This is a genomic window from Actinoplanes sp. NPDC051537 (assembly GCF_055586105.1).
Map to the genome: position 1 here is coordinate 33,583 of NZ_JBVJIU010000016.1, position 17,864 is coordinate 51,446.

15 protein-coding genes are annotated in these 17,864 nt (G+C 70.1%); 10 read left to right on the top strand and 5 right to left on the bottom strand.

The genetic code is table 11. The features are described 5' to 3' along the window. Positions 1-28: 28 nt before the first annotated feature. Positions 29-2,065 carry a SpoIIE family protein phosphatase gene (locus tag ACZ6TB_RS34100; RefSeq protein ID WP_465561569.1) on the bottom strand — a complete coding sequence of 679 codons (2,037 nt, stop codon included), beginning with the start codon at positions 2,063-2,065 and terminating at the stop codon, positions 29-31. Between the two features lie 105 nt (positions 2,066-2,170). Between ACZ6TB_RS34100 and ACZ6TB_RS34105 the strand changes: the two genes are divergently transcribed. Further along, positions 2,171-6,556 (top strand): HAMP domain-containing protein, encoded by a 4,386-nt coding sequence (locus ACZ6TB_RS34105; protein WP_465561571.1) that lies wholly within the window; start codon positions 2,171-2,173, stop codon positions 6,554-6,556. 29 nt (positions 6,557-6,585) lie between these two features. Beyond that, positions 6,586-7,137: a response regulator gene (locus ACZ6TB_RS34110; RefSeq protein WP_465561572.1), complete on the top strand. Its 552-nt coding sequence runs from the start codon at positions 6,586-6,588 to the stop codon at positions 7,135-7,137. Here ACZ6TB_RS34110 and ACZ6TB_RS34115 read toward each other — a convergent pair. The 3 genes from ACZ6TB_RS34115 to ACZ6TB_RS34125 are packed head-to-tail and all read right to left on the bottom strand — an operon-like array spanning position 7,134 to position 8,209. After that, positions 7,134-7,472 carry a thioredoxin family protein gene (locus ACZ6TB_RS34115; RefSeq protein WP_465561574.1) on the bottom strand — a complete coding sequence of 113 codons (339 nt, stop codon included), beginning with the start codon at positions 7,470-7,472 and terminating at the stop codon, positions 7,134-7,136. The two genes, ACZ6TB_RS34110 and ACZ6TB_RS34115, sit on opposite strands and share 4 nt — an antisense overlap. Further along, positions 7,463-7,831, bottom strand: a complete 369-nt coding sequence (locus tag ACZ6TB_RS34120; RefSeq protein ID WP_465561575.1) for a MerR family transcriptional regulator — start codon at positions 7,829-7,831, stop codon at positions 7,463-7,465. The genes ACZ6TB_RS34115 and ACZ6TB_RS34120 overlap by 10 nt, the downstream gene beginning before the upstream one ends. 51 nt (positions 7,832-7,882) lie before the next feature. Beyond that, complete coding sequence (locus ACZ6TB_RS34125; protein WP_465561577.1) at positions 7,883-8,209, bottom strand: STAS domain-containing protein; 327 nt, start codon at positions 8,207-8,209, stop codon at positions 7,883-7,885. Positions 8,210-8,343: 134 nt separating this feature from the next. Between ACZ6TB_RS34125 and hemL the strand changes: the two genes are divergently transcribed. From hemL to ccsB, 6 genes are read left to right on the top strand one after another with little or no spacing between them, the layout of a single operon-like run. Continuing rightward, positions 8,344-9,687, top strand: a complete 1,344-nt coding sequence (hemL, locus tag ACZ6TB_RS34130; RefSeq protein ID WP_465561579.1) for a glutamate-1-semialdehyde 2,1-aminomutase — start codon at positions 8,344-8,346, stop codon at positions 9,685-9,687. Next, on the top strand, positions 9,684-10,340 hold the full coding sequence (locus ACZ6TB_RS34135) for a histidine phosphatase family protein (protein ID WP_465561580.1): 657 nt from the start codon (positions 9,684-9,686) through the stop codon (positions 10,338-10,340). Before hemL ends, ACZ6TB_RS34135 begins: the two co-directional genes overlap by 4 nt. 2 nt (positions 10,341-10,342) lie before the next feature. Next, positions 10,343-10,894 carry a TlpA family protein disulfide reductase gene (locus ACZ6TB_RS34140; RefSeq protein WP_465561582.1) on the top strand — a complete coding sequence of 184 codons (552 nt, stop codon included), beginning with the start codon at positions 10,343-10,345 and terminating at the stop codon, positions 10,892-10,894. Then, a complete protein-coding gene (locus tag ACZ6TB_RS34145) occupies positions 10,894-11,679 on the top strand; it encodes a cytochrome c biogenesis CcdA family protein (protein ID WP_465561584.1) in 786 nt (261 codons plus the stop codon). Before ACZ6TB_RS34140 ends, ACZ6TB_RS34145 begins: the two co-directional genes overlap by 1 nt. Beyond that, positions 11,676-13,271, top strand: coding sequence for a cytochrome c biogenesis protein ResB (resB, locus tag ACZ6TB_RS34150; protein WP_465561585.1), 1,596 nt, complete (start codon positions 11,676-11,678; stop codon positions 13,269-13,271). The genes ACZ6TB_RS34145 and resB overlap by 4 nt, the downstream gene beginning before the upstream one ends. Continuing rightward, on the top strand, positions 13,271-14,248 hold the full coding sequence (ccsB, locus tag ACZ6TB_RS34155) for a c-type cytochrome biogenesis protein CcsB (protein ID WP_465561587.1): 978 nt from the start codon (positions 13,271-13,273) through the stop codon (positions 14,246-14,248). Before resB ends, ccsB begins: the two co-directional genes overlap by 1 nt. Here the strand turns inward: ccsB and ACZ6TB_RS34160 are convergent. Next, a complete protein-coding gene (locus tag ACZ6TB_RS34160; protein WP_465561589.1) occupies positions 14,208-15,323 on the bottom strand; it encodes a hypothetical protein in 1,116 nt (371 codons plus the stop codon). The two genes, ccsB and ACZ6TB_RS34160, sit on opposite strands and share 41 nt — an antisense overlap. Before the next feature lie 178 nt (positions 15,324-15,501). Here ACZ6TB_RS34160 and ACZ6TB_RS34165 point away from each other — a divergent pair, with 178 nt between their 5' ends. Together ACZ6TB_RS34165 and mqnP are read left to right on the top strand one after the other, a co-directional pair. Then, complete coding sequence (locus tag ACZ6TB_RS34165) at positions 15,502-16,962, top strand: menaquinone biosynthesis decarboxylase (RefSeq protein ID WP_465561591.1); 1,461 nt, start codon at positions 15,502-15,504, stop codon at positions 16,960-16,962. Beyond that, on the top strand, positions 16,959-17,855 hold the full coding sequence (mqnP, locus tag ACZ6TB_RS34170) for a menaquinone biosynthesis prenyltransferase MqnP (RefSeq protein WP_465561593.1): 897 nt from the start codon (positions 16,959-16,961) through the stop codon (positions 17,853-17,855). The genes ACZ6TB_RS34165 and mqnP overlap by 4 nt, the downstream gene beginning before the upstream one ends. The last annotated feature ends 9 nt before the right edge of the window (positions 17,856-17,864 follow it).

The window sequence follows — 17,864 nt, forward strand, 5'->3', positions numbered from 1 at the left end:
CTTGCGGGCGAAAGTGGCGGAATCGGGCCTATCCCGCGTCGTTCCGGAGCACCAGAATCGCGATGTCGTCGCGGGGCTCCTCGACCGAGAAGTTGATCGTGATGGAGCGCAGCCGGGCGGCCATCACTTCGGCCGGATAGCCGGCCAGCGGGCCCGCCGCCTCGCGCAGCCGGCCGGTGCCGAACAGCTCGCGGCCGCGGCGCCGCTCGGTGACGCCATCGGTGTAGAAGATCAGCGAATCGCCGGGCTGCAACCGCACCTCGGCGTCGGGGGAGGAGATCGTCTCGAGCAGGCCGAGCGCCGTGCCGCCCTCGCCGACGAACGACGTCTTGCCGTCGCTGCGCACCAGCACCGCCCGGTCGTGCCCGGCCAGGTGCAGGCAGACCACGAGCGTGCCGTCCGGCTCGCGATGCACCGAGGCCATCGCGAGCGTGCAGTACCGGCCGCCGCCGCGCTGCACCAGGGTGCGGTTGACCCGGCAGAGGATCTCGGCCATCGGCTTGCCGTCGTCGACCAGGATGCGGATCACGTCGCGGACCAGGCCGGTCACGGTGGCGGCCTGGACGCCCTTGCCGGAGACGTCGCCGACCACCACGAGCCAGCGGTCGTCGCCGGACGGCACCACGTCGTAGAAGTCGCCGCCCACCTCGGAGCCGGTCGGGACGTACTCGGCGGCGAAGCCGACCCCGTCCACGTGCGGCAGCGCCGGCGGCAGCAACGACGCCTGAAGCGTGCGGGCCACCTTGCGCCGCTCGTCGTGAATGCGCGCGTTGTCGATCGCCAGCGCCGCCCGCCGCGCCACGTCCTCCAGCACCGCGACCTCGTCGGCGTCGTGCCGGTGCTTGGCGTGCTTGCCGATGGCGAGCGTGCCGAGCCGGGTGCCGCGGGCCACCAGCGGGACGGCGAAGCCCTCGTTCGGGGTGCCGAACATGACCTGGGTGCCGAGCCGGGACGCCTCCTCGAGCCGGGCCAGGATCGAGTCGGGGCCGGTCTCGGCGAGCGTCTCGTGCAGGTCGGCCAGCGTCGACTCGTCGGCGTGGGTGGCCGCGGCCAGTTGCAGCCGGCCCCACGAGTCGGTGGTGTGCACCGCGCACCACTGGCCGAGCCGGGGCACCACCAGCTGCGGGATCAGCGCCATCGTGAGGTTGACGTCGAGTGACTGGGCGAGCAGCTCGCTGGCCTCGGCCAGGAACGTCAGCCAAGTCTGCCGGCGCAGGTCGGCGCGGCGGAGGCGGTCGTTCTCCAGGTGCAGCGAGAGGCGCTCGGCCACGATCGTCGCCAGCGGCTGGGCGTAGCCGGTCGGCGCCGCGTCGAGCTCGAGCTCGCCCGAGTAGGGCCGGTGGACGGCGAGCGGCACGCGGATCGTGTCGGCGTTCTCCCGCGGCTGGCGACCGTGCCGGGCCAGCAGCTGCCGGCCGGTGCCGTCGCCGCGGTCGAGCCGCACCACGCCGCCGGCCGCGCCGGTCAGCCGGGCGAGGCGGGACAGCAGGTCGGTGGCGAACTCGGCGAGCGCCTCGTCGGTCTGCCGCTCGGGGTTGATCTGCAGCAGCGCGGTCAGCGCGCCGACGCTCGGGATGCCCGCCTCGGTCACGTTCCCGGCCGGGACGACGGCGGTGGTCGGCTCGGGCGGGGAGTGCCCCTCCAGCCGGAACCAGACGCCCTTGCCGGTGCCCTCGTGCACGGTGCCCCAGCGGCTCGCGAAGTGGTCGACGAGCAGCAGGCCGCGGCCGCGCTCGGCGACCTCGCCGATGTCCACGCTCTCGTTGCGCGGGCCGACCGCCAGCTGCTCGACCGGGCCGGGCGCGAAGTCGGTCACCGTCACGGTCAGCCCGGTCTGATCGGCGCTGACCTCGATGTCCAGCTCGGTGTTGGCGTGCACCACCGCGTTGGTGGAGAGTTCCGTGGTGAGCAGCAGAGCCTCGTTGAGCAGCGCATCGAGCCCGGCGTCCTCGAGCACCGAGCGGACCAGCGCGCGGGCGGCCGCCGGGGTGCGACGGTCGTTGGGCAGCCGGACCCGCCGGACGAGCCCGCCCGCCGGGTATTCCGATGCTGACACGCCCTGCATCCTCTCCTGTTGATGGGGGGATGTACAAAGTCGTCTCTCGCATTGACCCGGTTGGGCGAGAGAGGATAGGTAGCCCACCGCCGTTGGACAGCAAATGAGGACGGCATGACTGCTACAAAAGAAGCCCCCGACGAGGCCGCCCTGCTCGGCGAGCTCGCCGAGGCTTTGCGGCGAGTACGCCGCGGCGATCTCAAGGTTCGGCTGCCCCGCCGCGGCGGCGCGGCCGGTGAGGTCGCCGACGCGTTCAACGAGGTCGTGTCCCTCCAGGAGCGGCAGAACCTCGACCTGCGCCGGATCAGCCGAATAGTCGGGCGCGACGGCCGGCTCACCGAACGGCTGGACGACGAGGGCCTGGACGGCGCGTGGGCGGACAGCGTGCGATCGGTGAACTCGCTGATCGACGACCTCGGGCGGCCCACCACCGAGATCTCGCGGGTCATCGTGGCGGTGGCCGAGGGCGACCTCTCCCAGCACATGGCGCTGGAGATGGACGGGCGACCCCTCCGGGGTGAATTCCTGCGCATCGGCCGCACCGTCAACACGATGGTCGACCAGCTCTCGTCGTTCGCCGACGAGGTGACCCGGGTGGCCCGCGAGGTGGGCACCGAGGGCGAGCTGGGCGGCCAGGCGGACGTGCGCGGCGTGGCCGGCACCTGGAAGGACCTGACCGACTCGGTGAACCTGATGGCGTCGAACCTGACCCACCAGGTGCGCTCGATCTCGCAGGTCGCCACCGCCGTGGCCCGCGGCGACCTGTCGCAGAAGATCACCGTGTCGGCCCGCGGCGAGGTGGCCGAGCTGGCCGACACCATGAACGGCCTCACCGACACCCTGCGCCTGTTCGCCGAGCAGGTGACCCGGGTGGCCCGCGAGGTGGGCACCGAGGGCAAGCTCGGCGGCCAGGCCGACGTGCCGAACGTGGCCGGCACCTGGAAGGACCTCACCGACTCGGTGAACTCGATGGCGACCAACCTGACGAGCCAGGTGCGCAACATCGCCCAGGTCTCGACGGCGGTGGCCAAGGGCGACCTGTCGCAGAAGATCACGGTGGCCGCGCAGGGCGAGATCCTCGAGCTGAAGGACACCGTGAACACGATGGTGGACCAGCTGTCCTCGTTCGCCGACGAGGTCACCCGGGTGGCCCGCGACGTGGGCACCGAGGGCAAGCTCGGCGGCCAGGCTCAGGTGCGCGGCGTCTCCGGCACCTGGCGCGACCTCACCGAGAACGTCAACCAGCTCGCCAACAACCTCACCGACCAGGTGCGCAACATCGCCCAGGTCTCGACCGCGGTGGCGAAGGGCGACCTGTCGCAGAAGATCACGGTCGACGCCCGCGGCGAGATCGCGGAGCTGAAGAACACCGTGAACACGATGGTCGACCAGCTGTCGTCGTTCGCCGACGAGGTCACGCGGGTGGCCCGTGAGGTCGGTTCGGAGGGCAAGCTCGGCGGTCAGGCCCAGGTCAAGGGCGTCTCCGGGACCTGGCGCGACCTCACCGACAACGTGAACTACATGGCGTCCAACCTGACGAGCCAGGTGCGGAACATCTCCTCGGTCACCACGGCGGTGGCCAAGGGCGACCTGTCGCAGAAGATCACGGTCGACGCCCGCGGCGAGATCCTCGAGCTCAAGACCACGGTCAACACGATGGTCGACCAGCTGTCGTCGTTCGCCGACGAGGTGACCCGGGTGGCCCGTGAGGTGGGCTCGGAGGGCAAGCTCGGCGGTCAGGCGCAGGTGCGGGGCGTGGCCGGCACGTGGCGCGACCTGACCGACAACGTGAACTACATGGCGTCGAACCTGACCGGTCAGGTGCGCAACATCGCCTCGGTCTCGACCGCGGTGGCGAAGGGCGACCTGTCGCAGAAGATCACGGTCGACGCCCAGGGCGAGATCCTCGAGCTGAAGAACACCGTGAACACGATGGTCGACCAGCTGTCGTCGTTCGCCGACGAGGTGACCCGCGTGGCCCGCGAGGTCGGTTCGGAGGGCAAGCTCGGCGGTCAGGCGCAGGTGCGGGGCGTGGCCGGCACGTGGCGCGACCTCACCGACAACGTGAACTACATGGCCTCCAACCTGACCGCCCAGGTGCGCAACATCGCCTCGGTGACCACGGCGGTGGCCAAGGGCGACCTGTCGCAGAAGATCACGGTCGACGCCCGCGGCGAGATCCTGGAGCTCAAGGACACCGTCAACACGATGGTCGACCAGCTCTCCAGCTTTGCCACCGAGGTCACCCGGGTCGGGCGCGAGGTCGGTGTGGAGGGCAAGCTGGGCGGTCAGGCGCAGGTCAAGGGCGTTTCCGGTACGTGGCAGGACCTCACCGACAACGTGAACCAGCTCGCCTCGACGCTCACCATCCAGCTGCGTGCGATCGCCGAGGTGTCCACGGCGGTGACCCGCGGTGACCTGACCCAGAGCATCGCGGTCGAGGCCCAGGGCGAGGTCGCCGAGCTCAAGGACAACATCAACCAGATGATCGTCACTCTGCGCGAGACCACGAAGGCGAACGCGGAGCAGGGCTGGCTCGACTCCAACCTGGCCCGCATCGGCGGCCTGTTGCAGGGTCAGCGCGATCTCGGCGAGGTCTGCCGCATGATCATGACCGAGGTGACGCCGCTGGTCGACGCCCAGCTCGGCGCGTTCTTCCTGGTCGACAACGAGCAGGCGGTGATGCGGCTGCGGTTGGCGGCGTCCTACGGCTACGTCGCCCGCAACCACGAGGTGACGTTCGGGCCCGGGGAGGGACTGGTCGGTCAGGCGGCCGTCTCCCGCCGTACGATCCGGGTCCGCGCGACCCACGACGGCATCCTCACCATGCGCTCGGGCCTCATGTCGATGCCGCCGAACGATCTGGTCGTGCTCCCGGTGCTGTTCGAGGGCGAGATGCTCGGCGTGATCGAGTTCGCGTCGGTGGCGGCCTTCTCCGGGCTGCACCTGACGTTCCTCGAGCGGCTCGTCGCCACGATCGGCGTCGCCCTCAACACCATTCAGGCCAACCGGCGTACGGAGGAACTGCTCTCCCAGTCGCAGCGGCTGGCGCGCGAGATGCAGGACCAGTCGGCCGAGCTCCAGCGCACCAACGCCGAGCTGGAGGACAAGGCGCAGCTGCTCAGCGAGCAGAAGGCGAACATCGAGACGAAGAACCGGGAGATCGAGCAGGCCCGGCGCGGTCTCGAGGAGAAGGCCCAGCAGCTGTCCCGGGCGAGTGCCTACAAGTCGGAGTTCCTGGCCAACATGAGCCACGAGCTGCGTACGCCGCTGAACTCGCTGTTGCTGCTGGCGCGCCTGCTGGCCGACAACAGCGAGCAGAACCTGAGCGAGAAGCAGATCGAGTTCGCCCGCACGATCCACAGTGCCGGCTCCGACCTGCTCTCCCTGATCGACGACATCCTCGACCTCGCCAAGATCGAGGCGGGCCGGATGGACGTCGAGGTCGACCAGATCGACTTCGTCGGCGTCCAGGGCTACGTCGAGCAGGCGTTCATCCCGCAGGCCGAGGAGAAGGGCCTCGACTTCCGGGTCGAGGTGGCGCCCGACCTGCCGGCGTCGATCGTCACCGACGGTCAGCGGCTCCAGCAGATCCTGCGCAACCTCTTGTCGAACGCGGTCAAGTTCACCGACTCGGGCTCGGTCACGCTGAGCATCTTCGCGGCGCCGCCGAGCACCGACTTCGACATCCCGGCGCTGACCGCGGCCGGCCAGGTGGTGGCGTTCGCGGTCTCGGACACCGGCATCGGCATCTCCGACGAGAAGCTGGCGATCATCTTCGAGCCGTTCCAGCAGGCCGACGGCACGACCACCCGCAAGTACGGCGGCACCGGCCTCGGGCTCTCGATCAGCCGCGAGTTCGCGGCGCTGCTCGGCGGCACCATCGTGGTGTCGTCGCTGCCGGGCGAGGGTTCGACCTTCACGCTGTACGTGCCGGACGCGCTCACGCCCGACACGGCGCCCGTGCTGGCGCTGCCCTCGGAGCCGTCGACGACGGTGGTCGTGCGGCCGGCCCAGTCGGTCGACATGCCGCTGCTCGACCTGCCGGTGATCAGTCACCGCGAGCAGGAGAGCCACATCAGCCCGGCCGGCCGCCAGCTCGACGGCGCGACCGTGCTGATCGTCGACGACGACGTGCGTAACGTCTTCGCCCTGACCAGCGCGCTCGAGATGCACGGGCTGAACGTGCTCTACTCCGACAACGGCGTCGACGGCGTACGCCTGCTGGCCGAGCACCCCGAGGTCGACATCGTGCTGATGGACGCCATGATGCCCGATCAGGACGGGTACGAGACCACTCGCGGCATCCGCCGCAATCAGCGCTTCCGCGACCTGCCGGTAGTGTTCCTTACCGCAAAGGCCATGCCCGGTGACCGGGAGTCGGCCCTTGCCGCCGGCGCGAGTGACTACATCACCAAGCCGGTCGACCTGGACGAGCTGATCGAGCTGATGGCCCGCTGGGTGAACGCCGACAAGACCACCGAACCGGAGCGCGGCTGACCTCGCCGGTTTCGCGGAAAGGACTGGATGTGGCGGAACGTGCCAAGGCCCTTCTGGTCGACGACCGTAAGGACAACCTGCTAGCCCTGGAGGCGATCCTCCAGGGCCTGCCGGTGACGCCGGTGGCCGTCGAGAGCGGTGAGGCGGCCCTGAAGCAGCTGCTCACCGACGACTTCGCGGTCATCCTGCTCGACGCGCAGATGCCCAACATGGACGGTTTCGAGACGGCCAGCCACATCAAGCGGCGGGAGCGCACCCGGCACGTCCCCATCCTGTTCCTGACCGCCGCCGACCGAGACGCCCAGCTGGCGCTGCGCGGCTACGCGGTCGGCGCCGTCGACTACCTGACGAAGCCCTTCGACCCGTGGGTGCTGCGGGCCAAGGTCTCCATCTTCGTCGAGCTGTGGACAAAGACCCAGCAGCTCAAGGCCCAGGCCGACGCCACCCGCGAGCGAGAGGCCCAGTGGCAGCGCCTGACCGAGACGGTCGACGAGGCCGCCCGAGTCCTGCGAGCAAACGGCGACGACGCGGCGGCCGAGGCGCTGGCCTTGCTGGAAAAGGCGCGCTGGGGCAGCAACTAGCGGTTGACGTACGGGGCGACCGCGTTGGTGAGGGCCGCCCGCAGCACGGACTTCGGGCGGAAGCCGACCAGCGATGACGTGACGACGCCGCCGCTGAAGAACAGCAAAGTCGGCATCGACATGACGCGGTAGGCGCGGGTCGTCGACGGGTTCTCGTCCGAGTTGAGCTTGCCGATCAACAGCCGGTCCTCGAACGACGGGGCCAGTTCCTCCAGGACCTGGGCCATCGGGCGGCACGGCGGGCACCATTCGGCCCAGAAGTCGACGACGAAGGGCAGGTCGGCGGCGAGGACGGTGTCGGCGAAGTTCGCATCGGTGACGGTGATCAGTGGCATCGGGACTCCCGGTGTTCGACGGCCTCGGTCAACTGCTCGTGCAGCCGCCGCCGGACGTCGGTCAGCTGCGACAGGTAGCCGTCCACCTCGGCCAGCTTCCGGCGCAGCACCGCGACCGAGTCGGGACAGACATGGCCGGACCCGGTGGCGCGCAAGCACGCGACGAAGGGCTTGATGTCGTCCATGCCGAAGCCGACCGCGAGCAGCGAGCGGATCTCGTGGACGACGCGCATTTCCGCCTCGTCGTACTGCCGGTATCCGTTGGTGTCGCGCGTCGGGCGTACGAGACCCTGCTCCTCGTAGTAACGCAGGGTCCGCGTGCTCGTCCCGGCCCGGGAAGCCAGCTCACCGATCAGCATGTCCAGACGCTAGGCCTTGACGCCGGTGTGAAGGCAACCCCTAAAGGCGCGTCACGAGGCTGAGCTGATCATGAGGGCGCTACGCAGGCCCGTAATGTCCAGAACGCGCATCAGGAACTCGCCGACGTTGCTCAACGCCAGCACGCTGCGGGCGTGCTGGGCCTTGCGGCTGAGCACCACCAGCGTGCCGAGACCCTGGGAATCGCAGAATGTGACGCCGGCCATGTCGAGCATGATCCGCGGCGGCGGATCGGCCAGCGTCTCGTTGACGATGGCGGAGAGGTTCGCGACCGTGAGCACGTCGATTTCCCCGGCGAGGTGGAGGACAACCTCGTCGGGAGCATGCTCGATCGCGATGGACAACTCCGGTCGCTCCACAGCCTCAGCCTATCGTCCATGGTGTGGATCTGCCCGTCGGGCACGTTCGTATCGGGTCGATCCGGACAAGCTGGTGTGACGCACGCTCGACGTGAACAACCCTCTTGAGACGGCACACCCCGGCCGCTGACAGAATGGGAGCCGCTGTGACCACCTCATACCGCGCCGAGGGCCTCCCCTACCCGGAGGACGCCCCGGTCTCCCAGGCCCTTTTCGACCGCGCCAGCGCCATCGTGCCCGGCGGGGTCAATTCACCCGTGCGTGCGTTCCGAGCGGTCGGCGGCACGCCCCGATTCATGGCCAGCGGCACCGGGCCGTGGCTGACCGACGCCGACGGCCGGCGCTACGTCGACCTGGTCTGCTCGTGGGGGCCGCTGATCCACGGTCACGCCCACCCCGAGATCGTGGCCGCGGTGCAGGAGGCGGCCGCCCGCGGCACCAGCTTCGGCACCCCGACCGCGGGCGAGGTCGACCTGGCCGAGGAGATCGTCCGGCGCACGCCCGTGCAGGAGGTGCGGCTGGTCAACTCGGGCACCGAGGCGACCATGACGGCGATCCGGCTGGCCCGCGGCTTCACCGGCCGGGCCAAGGTGATCAAGTTCGCGGGTTGCTACCACGGTCACGTCGACGCGCTGCTGGCCGCGGCCGGCTCCGGCGTCGCCACCCTGGGCCTGCCCGACTCGCCCGGCGTCACCGGCGCGGCCACGGCCGAGACGATCGTCCTGCCGTACAACGACGTGGCCGCGGTCGAGGCGGCGTTCTCGCAAGAGGGCCCGCAGATCGCCGCCGTGATCACCGAGGCGGCGGCCGGCAACATGGGCGTCGTCGCCCCGCGCGACGGCTTCAACCAGCGGCTCGCCGAGATCGCCCACCGGCACGGCGCGCTGCTGATCGTCGACGAGGTGATGACCGGCTTCCGGGTCTCGGCCGGCGGCTGGGCCGGGCTCGACCCGGTCGACGCCGACCTGTTCACCTTCGGCAAGGTCATGGGCGGCGGGCTGCCCGCGGCCGCGTTCGGCGGCCGTCGCGAGATCATGTCGCGGCTCGCCCCGGCCGGCCCGGTCTACCAGGCCGGCACGCTCTCCGGAAACCCGCTGGCCTGCGCGGCCGGCCTGGCCTCGCTGCGGCTGGCCGACGACGCGGCCTACAAGCGGCTCGACGAGCTGTCGGCCACGGTCGGCGCGCTCGCCTCCGACGCGCTCAACCAGGCCGGGGTCGCGCACCGCCTCTCGTACGCGGGCAACATGTTCTCGATCTTCTTCGGTCCCGACGAGGTCATCGATTACGACTCGGCCAAGACGCAGGACGCGGCCGCGTTCAAGGCCTTCTTCCACGCCATGCTGAGCCGGGGCGTCTATCTGCCGCCCAGCGCGTTCGAGTCGTGGTTCGTGTCGACGGCGCTGGACGACGCGGCGCTCGAGCAGATCGCCGCGGCGCTTCCGCACGCGGCCCGGGCAGCGGCGGGGGGCGCAGCTTGAGCGAGCCGACCAAGACCACGGTGCATGTGCTGCGGCATGGCGAGGTCTACAACCCGAGCAAGATCCTGTACGGGCGCCTGCCCGACTTTCATCTGTCCGAGCTCGGCGTGCAGATGGCCAAGGCCGCGGCCGAGACGCTGGCGGCGCGCGACGTGACCTACGTGGTGGCGAGCCCGCTCGAGCGCGCGCAGGAGACGGCCGCCCCGATCGCCGCCGAGTTCAAGCTCGACGTCGCCTCCGACGTACGGCTGATCGAGAGCAGCAACTACTTCGAGGGCAAGCGGGTGTCGGTCGGCGACGGCGCGTTCTCGAACCCCCGGCACTGGTGGGTGCTGCGCGACCCGATCACCCCGTCCTGGGGCGAGGCCTACCTGGTCATCGCCCAGCGCATGTTCGCGGCGCTGCAGGCGGCCCGGGTCGCGGCCGAGGGCCACGAGGCGGTCTGCGTCTCGCATCAACTGCCGATCTGGACCCTGCGGCGGTACGTGGAGAAGAAGCGCCTGTGGCACGACCCGCGCCGCCGCCAGTGCGGCCTGGCCAGTCTCACCTCCTTCCGCTTCGAAGGCTCGACGATCGTCGGCATCGACTACTCCGAGCCGGCCGCCCACCTGGTGGCCCTGTCCGCCTCCGCCAAGACCGCCAAGGGAGCTTGACCATGCGCCGCCTCGCCGGAGTCCTGGCCGTCGCCGCCCTTGCGGTGCCCGCCCTGGCGGCCTGCGGCGGCGAGAACTGGGCCAAGAAGTGCACCACCACGGGCACCGTGGTCGAGTGCGCGCCCGACCAGCGGCCGCAGGTCAAGGAGGTGACCGGCGATCTGCTCGACGGCGGCACCTACGACATCGCCCAGGACAAGGGCAAGGTCGTCGTGGTCAACTTCTGGGGCTCGTGGTGCGCGCCGTGTCGGGCCGAGGCCGACGACCTCGAGCAGACCTACCAGGCGACCAAGGCCAAGGGCGTCTCGTTCATCGGCATCAACTCGCGCGACGACAAAGACTCGGCCCGGGCATTCGAGCGCGGCCGGGTCACGTACCCGAGCATCTACGACTTCAGCGGCAAGGTCGCGCTGAAGTTCGACGTCACCCAGACCAGCACCCCGCAGACGCTGATCCTCGACCGGCAGGGCCGGATCGCGGTCGCGCTGCGCGCCGCCACGACGCACACCGAGCTCCAGCCGCTGGTGGAGAAGGTGGCGGAGGCCACGGGCTGATGGGCGCGCATTTCGCCTCGATCGCCGGCACCGGCCCGCTGCTGCTGGCCATCGGTGTCGCGGCGATCGCGGGCCTGGTCAGCATCCTGTCGCCGTGCGTGCTGCCGCTGGTGCCGGGCTATTTGTCGTACGTGACCGGCCTGGCCGGCTCCGACCTCGACGCGGAAACGCCGGCCGAGGGTTCGGTAGCGGTGAAGACCCGGGTCAACGGCCGCGTCCTGGCCGGCACCAGCCTCTTCGTGCTCGGTTTCTCGGTCGTCTTCACCCTGCTGCTGACCCTGGTGGCGAACATCGGCTTCGCCCTCAAGTCACACCAGGACCTGCTCAACGTGGTGCTCGGCGTGCTGGTCATCGTGCTCGGCTTCGGCTACCTGGGCTGGATCCCGGGGCTCCAGCGCGAGGTGCGGATCAGCAAGCTGCCGACGGCCGGGCTGGTCGGGGCGCCCGTCTTCGGGGCGATCTTCGCGCTCTCCTGGCTGCCCTGCACGGGACCGACGCTGACGGTGGTGGCCGCCCTGGCGACCACGAGCGGGCAGACCAGCCGGGCCGTGACGCTGTCCCTCGCGTACAGTCTCGGCCTCGGTCTGCCGTTTGTGATCTTCGGTTTGTTCTTCCGGCGCCTGCTCGGGGTCTTCCGGGCGATCCGCCGCAACAGCCGCTGGGTCACCCGGATCGGCGGGGTGCTGTTGATCCTGGTCGGGATCGCGCTGGTCACCGGCGGGTGGAACCACTTCCTGGTGTGGCTGCTGACCACCTTCGACTTCGGTCAGGAGATGCCGCTGTGACCGTGGTCGAGGAACGTCCCGCGCCGCCCGCCGCGCCTCCGCCGAGGCGGATCAACCGGCTGTGGGCCTTCCTGCGCAACTCGTGGCGCCAACTCACCAGCATGCGTACGGCGCTGGTGCTGCTCTTCCTGCTCGCGGTGGCCGCGATTCCCGGCTCGATCTTTCCGCAGCGCGCGGTCGACTCGCAGCGCGTCACCGAGTACTACGCCGCCCACCCGAAGCTCTCGCCCTGGCTGGAACGTCTCGGCGGCTTCGAGGTCTACGGATCGCCCTGGTTCGCCGCGATCTACCTGCTGCTGTTCGTTTCGCTGATCGGCTGCGTGGTGCCCCGCCTGCGTGACCACGCCCGGGCACTGCGGCAGGCCCCGCCCGAGGCGCCGAGCCGATTCGGGCGTCTGCCTTTTTCAAGTGATTTGTCCGTATCAACGGCAACCGCCGCCGACGTAGCGCGCATACTGCGCAAACGCCGGTTCCGCACCCGCGTCCGCGAGCAGAAGGACGGCGGCTGGACGGTCTCGGCCGAGAAGGGCTACCTCAAGGAGACCGGAAACCTGCTCTTCCACTTCGCGTTGCTCGCGGTCCTGATCGGGGTGGGCTTCGGGCACTGGTACGGGTGGAACGGCAACCGCATCCTGGTGGCGGGCGCCGACCAGGGGTTCTGCGACATCCTCGCGCAGTACGACGACTCCACGCTCGGGCCCCGCGTCGACGCCGCCGACCTGCCGAACTTCTGCCTCACGCTGAACAAGTTCGACGTCACCTACCAGAGCACCGGCCAGCCGAAGACGTTCTCGGCCACGGTCGCGGTCTCCGAGGACAACGGCGCCGACCAGGTACGCAAGTTCACCGTCAACGACCCGCTGCGGCTGCACGGGGCGAACGTGCACCTGATCGGTCACGGCTATGCGATCACGCTGCGCTACACCGACCGGTTCGGCGCCAGCCAGACCAAGACGGTGCCGTTCCTGCCCGTCGACGGCATGTTCACGAGCGAGGGCGTCGCGCAGTTCCCGGACGTGAACATCGACCCCAAGACCGACAAGCGGCACCCTGGGCTGCAGATGGGCTTCGAGGGGCGATACCTGCCCACCACGCCCACCGACGGCAGCGCGACCTCGTCGTTCCCGGCCGAGAACGCGCCGGCGCTGTTCCTCACGGCGTACCGCGGCGACCTCGGGCTCGACGTCGGCACGCCGGGGTCGGTCTACTCGCTCGACCAGGGGCAGATCGCGACCGGCGACCTCAAGAACGTGAGCGGGACCCGGCCGCACGAGCTCAAGATCGGCGACGCCTGGACCCTGGACGACGGCACCAAGCTCGAGTTCATGGGCACCCGGCCGTACGCGACGCTGTCGATCCGCTATGACCCGACCCAGACGCTGGTGCTGGCCGGGGCGGCGCTGGGCCTGCTCGGGCTGACGCTGTCGCTCTTCGGGCACCGCCGCCGGGTCTGGTTCCGCGCCCTGCCCGCTTCGTCCGAGGCGTCCGGCGGTACGTTGTTGACGGCCGGTGGTCTCCCGCGCACCGACTATCCCGGTTTCGCCGATGAGTTCGCGGCGTTGGTGAAGGCCGCCGAGGAAGGGAAATCCTGATGGCGGAGTTGTCGAACCAGCTGATGGCGTTCACCGTGCTGGCCTATCTGGCCGCGATGGTGCTGTACGCCGTCGACTACTCCTTCGGCACGAAGAGCAGGATCGGGCGGGCGGCCGTACGCCCGGCGCGCCAGCTCGTCGGCGCGGGCGCCCCCGCCGACTCCGTTCCCGACGATCTCCCGGTCGAGCCGCCGGTCGTCGTCAACCGCCGCGCCGAGCTCATCGGGTACGCCGCGGTCGGCGTCAACCTCATCGCCCTCGCGCTGCACCTCGCCACCCTGGTCACCCGCGGCGTCGCGGCCGACCGGATGCCGTGGGGCAACATGTACGAGTACATCCTGTCGGCCACCTTCGTCGGCTCGGCGGTCTGGGCCGGCGTGCTGCTGCGGCGCCCGGCCGTGCGGCACATCGGCCTGTTCGTGTCGCTCGCGCTGGTGCTGATGCTCGGCGCGGCCGGGATGATCGCGTACACCCCGGTGGGTCCGCTGGTGCCGGCCCTGCACTCGTACTGGTTCATCATCCACGTCTCGACGGTCATCATCGGCTCCGGCATCTTCCTGATCGGCGCGGTGCCGGCCGCGATGTTCCTGATCCGCGACGGGCACGACAAGGGCAAGCGCCGCTTCCCGTACTCGCTCGGCCGCAACATGCCGGAGGCGGTCCTGCTCGAGCGGCTCACCTTCCGCCTGCACGCGTTCGCGTTCCCGCTGTTCACGTTCGGCGCGCTGATCGCCGGGCCGATCTGGGCCGAGGCGTCCTGGGGCCGCTACTGGGGCTGGGACCCCAAGGAGGTCTGGGCATTCATCTCCTGGGTCGTCTACGCCTGCTACCTGCACGCCCGGGCGACGCCCAGCGTGAAGCGGAACGTCGCCACGTGGATCGCGCTGCTCGGCTTCGCGACCATGCTGATGAACCTGTTCGGCGTCAACCTCTTCTTCAGCGGCTTCCACTCGTACGCCAACGCGGGCGGGATGTAGCCCTCGGGTAGTTGCTGTCGCTGAGCAGGCCGCCGAGCAGGGACGGTGGCGGTGACGTCGTCGTCGCCGGCTGGGCGCTTTGTGTCGGCTCGACGGCCGGGGTCGGCGCGTCGGTCGAGGCCGGGTCGGTGCCTGGCCCGATCTCCGCGCCCGGAGTGGTCTCCGCTCCTGCCCCCGCCCCTGCGCCCGCGCTCGACCCCGCGCTCGCGCTCGGCGCAGCGCCTGCGCTCGGCCCGGCGCCCGCGCTCATCCTTGCCGGATTTATCGGATTTGTCGGGCTGGCGGTGTCGCGGCAGTCGCCGGCCGTCCAGGTGTCGTAGCGGTTCACCCAGTTCAGGCAGAAGCCGCCGGTCATCTGCCGCTCCCCGGAGTCGTAGCCGGTCAGCGTCGGCACGTCGTCCCGCCAGTAGCGCGCCGCCCCGCCGTCCGGGGGCCGCAGCTGCACGTTGTCGACGGTCACCTCGGGCACGTCGATCCGCGCCGGCCGGCCCGAGTCGACGTGCACCTCGACGTACTGCTCGACATAGGCGGCCGGCCCGATCGGCAGGCGCTGGGCGGTGAGCAGGTTCCACCGATTGTTCCACCACAGCCAGGCGCCCCACACGCCGCTCGGATCGCTGTGCAGGTCGATCCAGGCCCGGTCGCCGGGCCGCAGCGCGTACTGGTCGTAGAACTGCCAGGTGTGCGTGTTGGTGTTGAACGTGTAGATGTGCTGCCGCAGCGGCCCGGCCCAGCCGGTCTGTGCCCAGCCGGCCTCGAGCCACGAGATGCGGCCGCCGCCCATGTTCCGCTTGACCATGAAGCGCCCGGCCACGAAGTCGTAGCTGCCGGGCCGGATCGAGCCGTCCACCACCGAGATGCGGCCGGAGACGCCGCTCCACTCGCCGGCCGAGTTCGCGCCCAGGTGGTGGTAGCCGCTCGGGGTGAAGCCGGCCTGCTCGGGCCGGGTGAGCTGCACCCCGGACTCGAGGACCCGGCCGGACGCGCGACAGGCGCCGGGCGTGGCCGGGCCGGCCGGGGTGGTCGGCGGCCGGGTCGAGGCGTGGCCGGCGGGACAGGCCGGCAGCTTCTGCACGGCCGCGATGCTTTGCGGGGCGGAGACTCCTGCCGCCAGCAGTACCGTGACCGCCGCCAGTCCGCACCAACGCGCAAGATTTCGGACTTTCACGGTCACCTCAACTCGAATCGGACATCGCTAGTGACGGTGATCGCCCGGGTGCCGAACTGTCGTACCGGTGGTGAAGACTGGATGCATGGCACCTCGCGGGTTTCCCTTCGACGATCTGCAGAGCTTCCTCGCCGCTCTCGAGGCGGCCGGTGAGCTGCGCCGGGTCACCGTCCCGGTGGACCCGACGCTGGAGGTCAGCGAGGTGGTCACCCGCACCGTCCGGGCCGGCGGCCCGGCCCTGCTGTTCGAGCGCCCCACGCGCGGCGACATGCCGGTGGCGATCAACCTGTTCGGCACCGAGAAGCGCATGGCCATGGCGCTCGGCGTCGAGTCACTCGACGAGATCGGCGACCGGATCGGCGCGCTGATCCGGCCCGAGCTGCCGGTCGGCTGGTCCGGCATCCGCGAGGGCATCGGCAAGGCCCTGCAGCTCAAGTCGCTCCCGCCGAAAAAGGTCAAGACGGCGCCGTGCCAAGAGGTGGTGCTCAAGGGCGACGAGGTCGACCTCGGCCTGCTGCCCGGCCTGCAGGTCTGGCCCGGCGACGGCGGCATCTTCCACAACTTCGGTCTCACCCACACCAAGCACCCCGAGACCGGCAAGCGCAACCTCGGGCTCTACCGCCTCCAGCAGCACTCGAAAAACACGCTGGGCATGCACTGGCAGATCCACAAGGACTCGACGGCCCACCACGCGGTCGCCGAGCGGCGCGGCGAGCGGCTGCCGGTGGCGGTGGCGATCGGCTGCGACCCGGTGGTCAGCTACGCGGCCAGCGCCCCGCTGCCCTCCGACATCGACGAATACCTGTTCGCCGGCTTCCTGCGCGGCGAGCGGGTCGAGATGGTCGACTGCCTGACCGTCCCGCTCCAGGTGCCGGCGCACGCCCAGGTGATCCTCGAGGGCTACCTCGAGCCCGGCGAGCGCCGGCCCGAGGGCCCGTTCGGCGACCACACCGGCTTCTACACCCCGGTCGAGCCGTTCCCGGTGCTGCACATCGAGACGATGACCAAGCGGAAGAAGCCGATCTACCACTCGATCATCACGTCCAAGCCGCCGCAGGAGGACCACGGCCTCGGCAAGGCGACCGAGCGCATCTTCCTGCCGCTGCTGCGCATGCTGATCCCCGACATCGTCGACTACGACATGCCGGCCGCCGGCGTCTTCCACAACTGCGTGATCGTCTCGATCCGCAAGCGCTACCCGAAGCACGCCCAAAAGATCATGAACGCGATCTGGGGCGCCCACCTCATGTCGCTGACCAAGCTCATCGTGGTCGTCGACGAGGACTGCGACGTCCACGACTACGCCGAGGTCGCGTTCCGGGCCTTCGGCAACGTCGACTACGACCGCGACCTGCTGGTCACCCAGGGCCCGGTGGACCACCTCGACCACGCGTCCTACCAGCAGTTCTGGGGCGGTAAGGCGGGCATCGACGCCACCCGTAAGCTGCCGTCCGAGGGCTACGGCCGCGGCTGGCCGGAAGAGATGGCCATGTCGAGCGAGGTGGTCGCGCTCGTGGACAAGCGCTGGAAGGAATACGGCATATGACGGCGGTGGCGGCGGTCCCGGAAAAGCCGGGCAAGATCAAATCGTTCCTGCGGCTGGTCGCCATCGAGCACTCCGTCTTCGCGCTGCCGTTCGCCTATCTGTCGGCGCTCGTCGCCCTCGATCGGCTGGACACCGGCATCCACTGGGTCGATCTGCTGCTGATCACGATCGCGATGGTCTCCGGGCGTACGTTCGCGATGGCCGCCAACCGCATCCTCGACCGCAAGATCGACGCCCAGAACCCTCGCACCCGCAACCGCGAGCTCGTCACCGGCGCCGTCGCCGTCCGCACCGCCTGGACCGGCGCCGTCGTGTCGCTGATCGTCATGGCGGTCGCGGCCGGCCTGCTCAACTGGCTCTGCCTGGTGCTGTTCCCGCTCGCGGTGATCCCGCTGGTCGTCTACCCCTACGCCAAGCGCTTCACCAACTACCCGCACTACGTGCTCGCCCTGGCCCAGGCGGTCGCCCCGGTCGGCGCCTGGCTCGGCATCACCGGCACGTTCAACGGCTCCGGGCCGGCCTGGCTGCTCGGCGTCGCGGTCGGCCTGTGGATCGGCGGGTTCGACATCATCTACGCCTGCCAGGACGTGGAGATCGACCGGCAGATCGGCGTGCACTCGACCCCGGCCCGCTGGGGCGTCCGCACCGCCCTGCACATCTCGACCGTCACGCACGTGGTGACCTTCGCCCTGTTCGTCTGGTTCGGGCAGGTCGTCGGCCTCGGCTGGCTCTGGTGGATCGGCCTGGCCCTGACCGCGGCCGCCTTCATCTACCAGCATCTGGTCGTCACCCCGACCGATCTGTCGAAGGTCAACCGGGCGTTCTTCACGGCGAACGGCTTCGTCGGCATCGCGCTCTTCCTGTTCGCCGTCCTCGATCTGGCCCTGTTGTAACCCGCGGGG

Bases quoted from the DNA above. Each gene is read 5' to 3' on its own strand.
- ACZ6TB_RS34120 (WP_465561575.1), bottom strand. From the start codon at position 7,831: ATGCTGATCGGTGAGCTGGCTTCCCGGGCCGGGACGAGCACGCGGACC.
- mqnP (WP_465561593.1), top strand. From the start codon at position 16,959: ATGACGGCGGTGGCGGCGGTCCCGGAAAAGCCGGGCAAGATCAAATCG.
- ACZ6TB_RS34105 (WP_465561571.1), top strand. From the start codon at position 2,171: ATGACTGCTACAAAAGAAGCCCCCGACGAGGCCGCCCTGCTCGGCGAG.
- ccsB (WP_465561587.1), top strand. From the start codon at position 13,271: ATGGCGGAGTTGTCGAACCAGCTGATGGCGTTCACCGTGCTGGCCTAT.
- hemL (WP_465561579.1), top strand. From the start codon at position 8,344: ATGGGAGCCGCTGTGACCACCTCATACCGCGCCGAGGGCCTCCCCTAC.
- ACZ6TB_RS34140 (WP_465561582.1), top strand. From the start codon at position 10,343: ATGCGCCGCCTCGCCGGAGTCCTGGCCGTCGCCGCCCTTGCGGTGCCC.
- ACZ6TB_RS34100 (WP_465561569.1), bottom strand. From the start codon at position 2,065: ATGCAGGGCGTGTCAGCATCGGAATACCCGGCGGGCGGGCTCGTCCGG.
- ACZ6TB_RS34145 (WP_465561584.1), top strand. From the start codon at position 10,894: ATGGGCGCGCATTTCGCCTCGATCGCCGGCACCGGCCCGCTGCTGCTG.
- ACZ6TB_RS34115 (WP_465561574.1), bottom strand. From the start codon at position 7,472: ATGCCACTGATCACCGTCACCGATGCGAACTTCGCCGACACCGTCCTC.
- ACZ6TB_RS34165 (WP_465561591.1), top strand. From the start codon at position 15,502: ATGGCACCTCGCGGGTTTCCCTTCGACGATCTGCAGAGCTTCCTCGCC.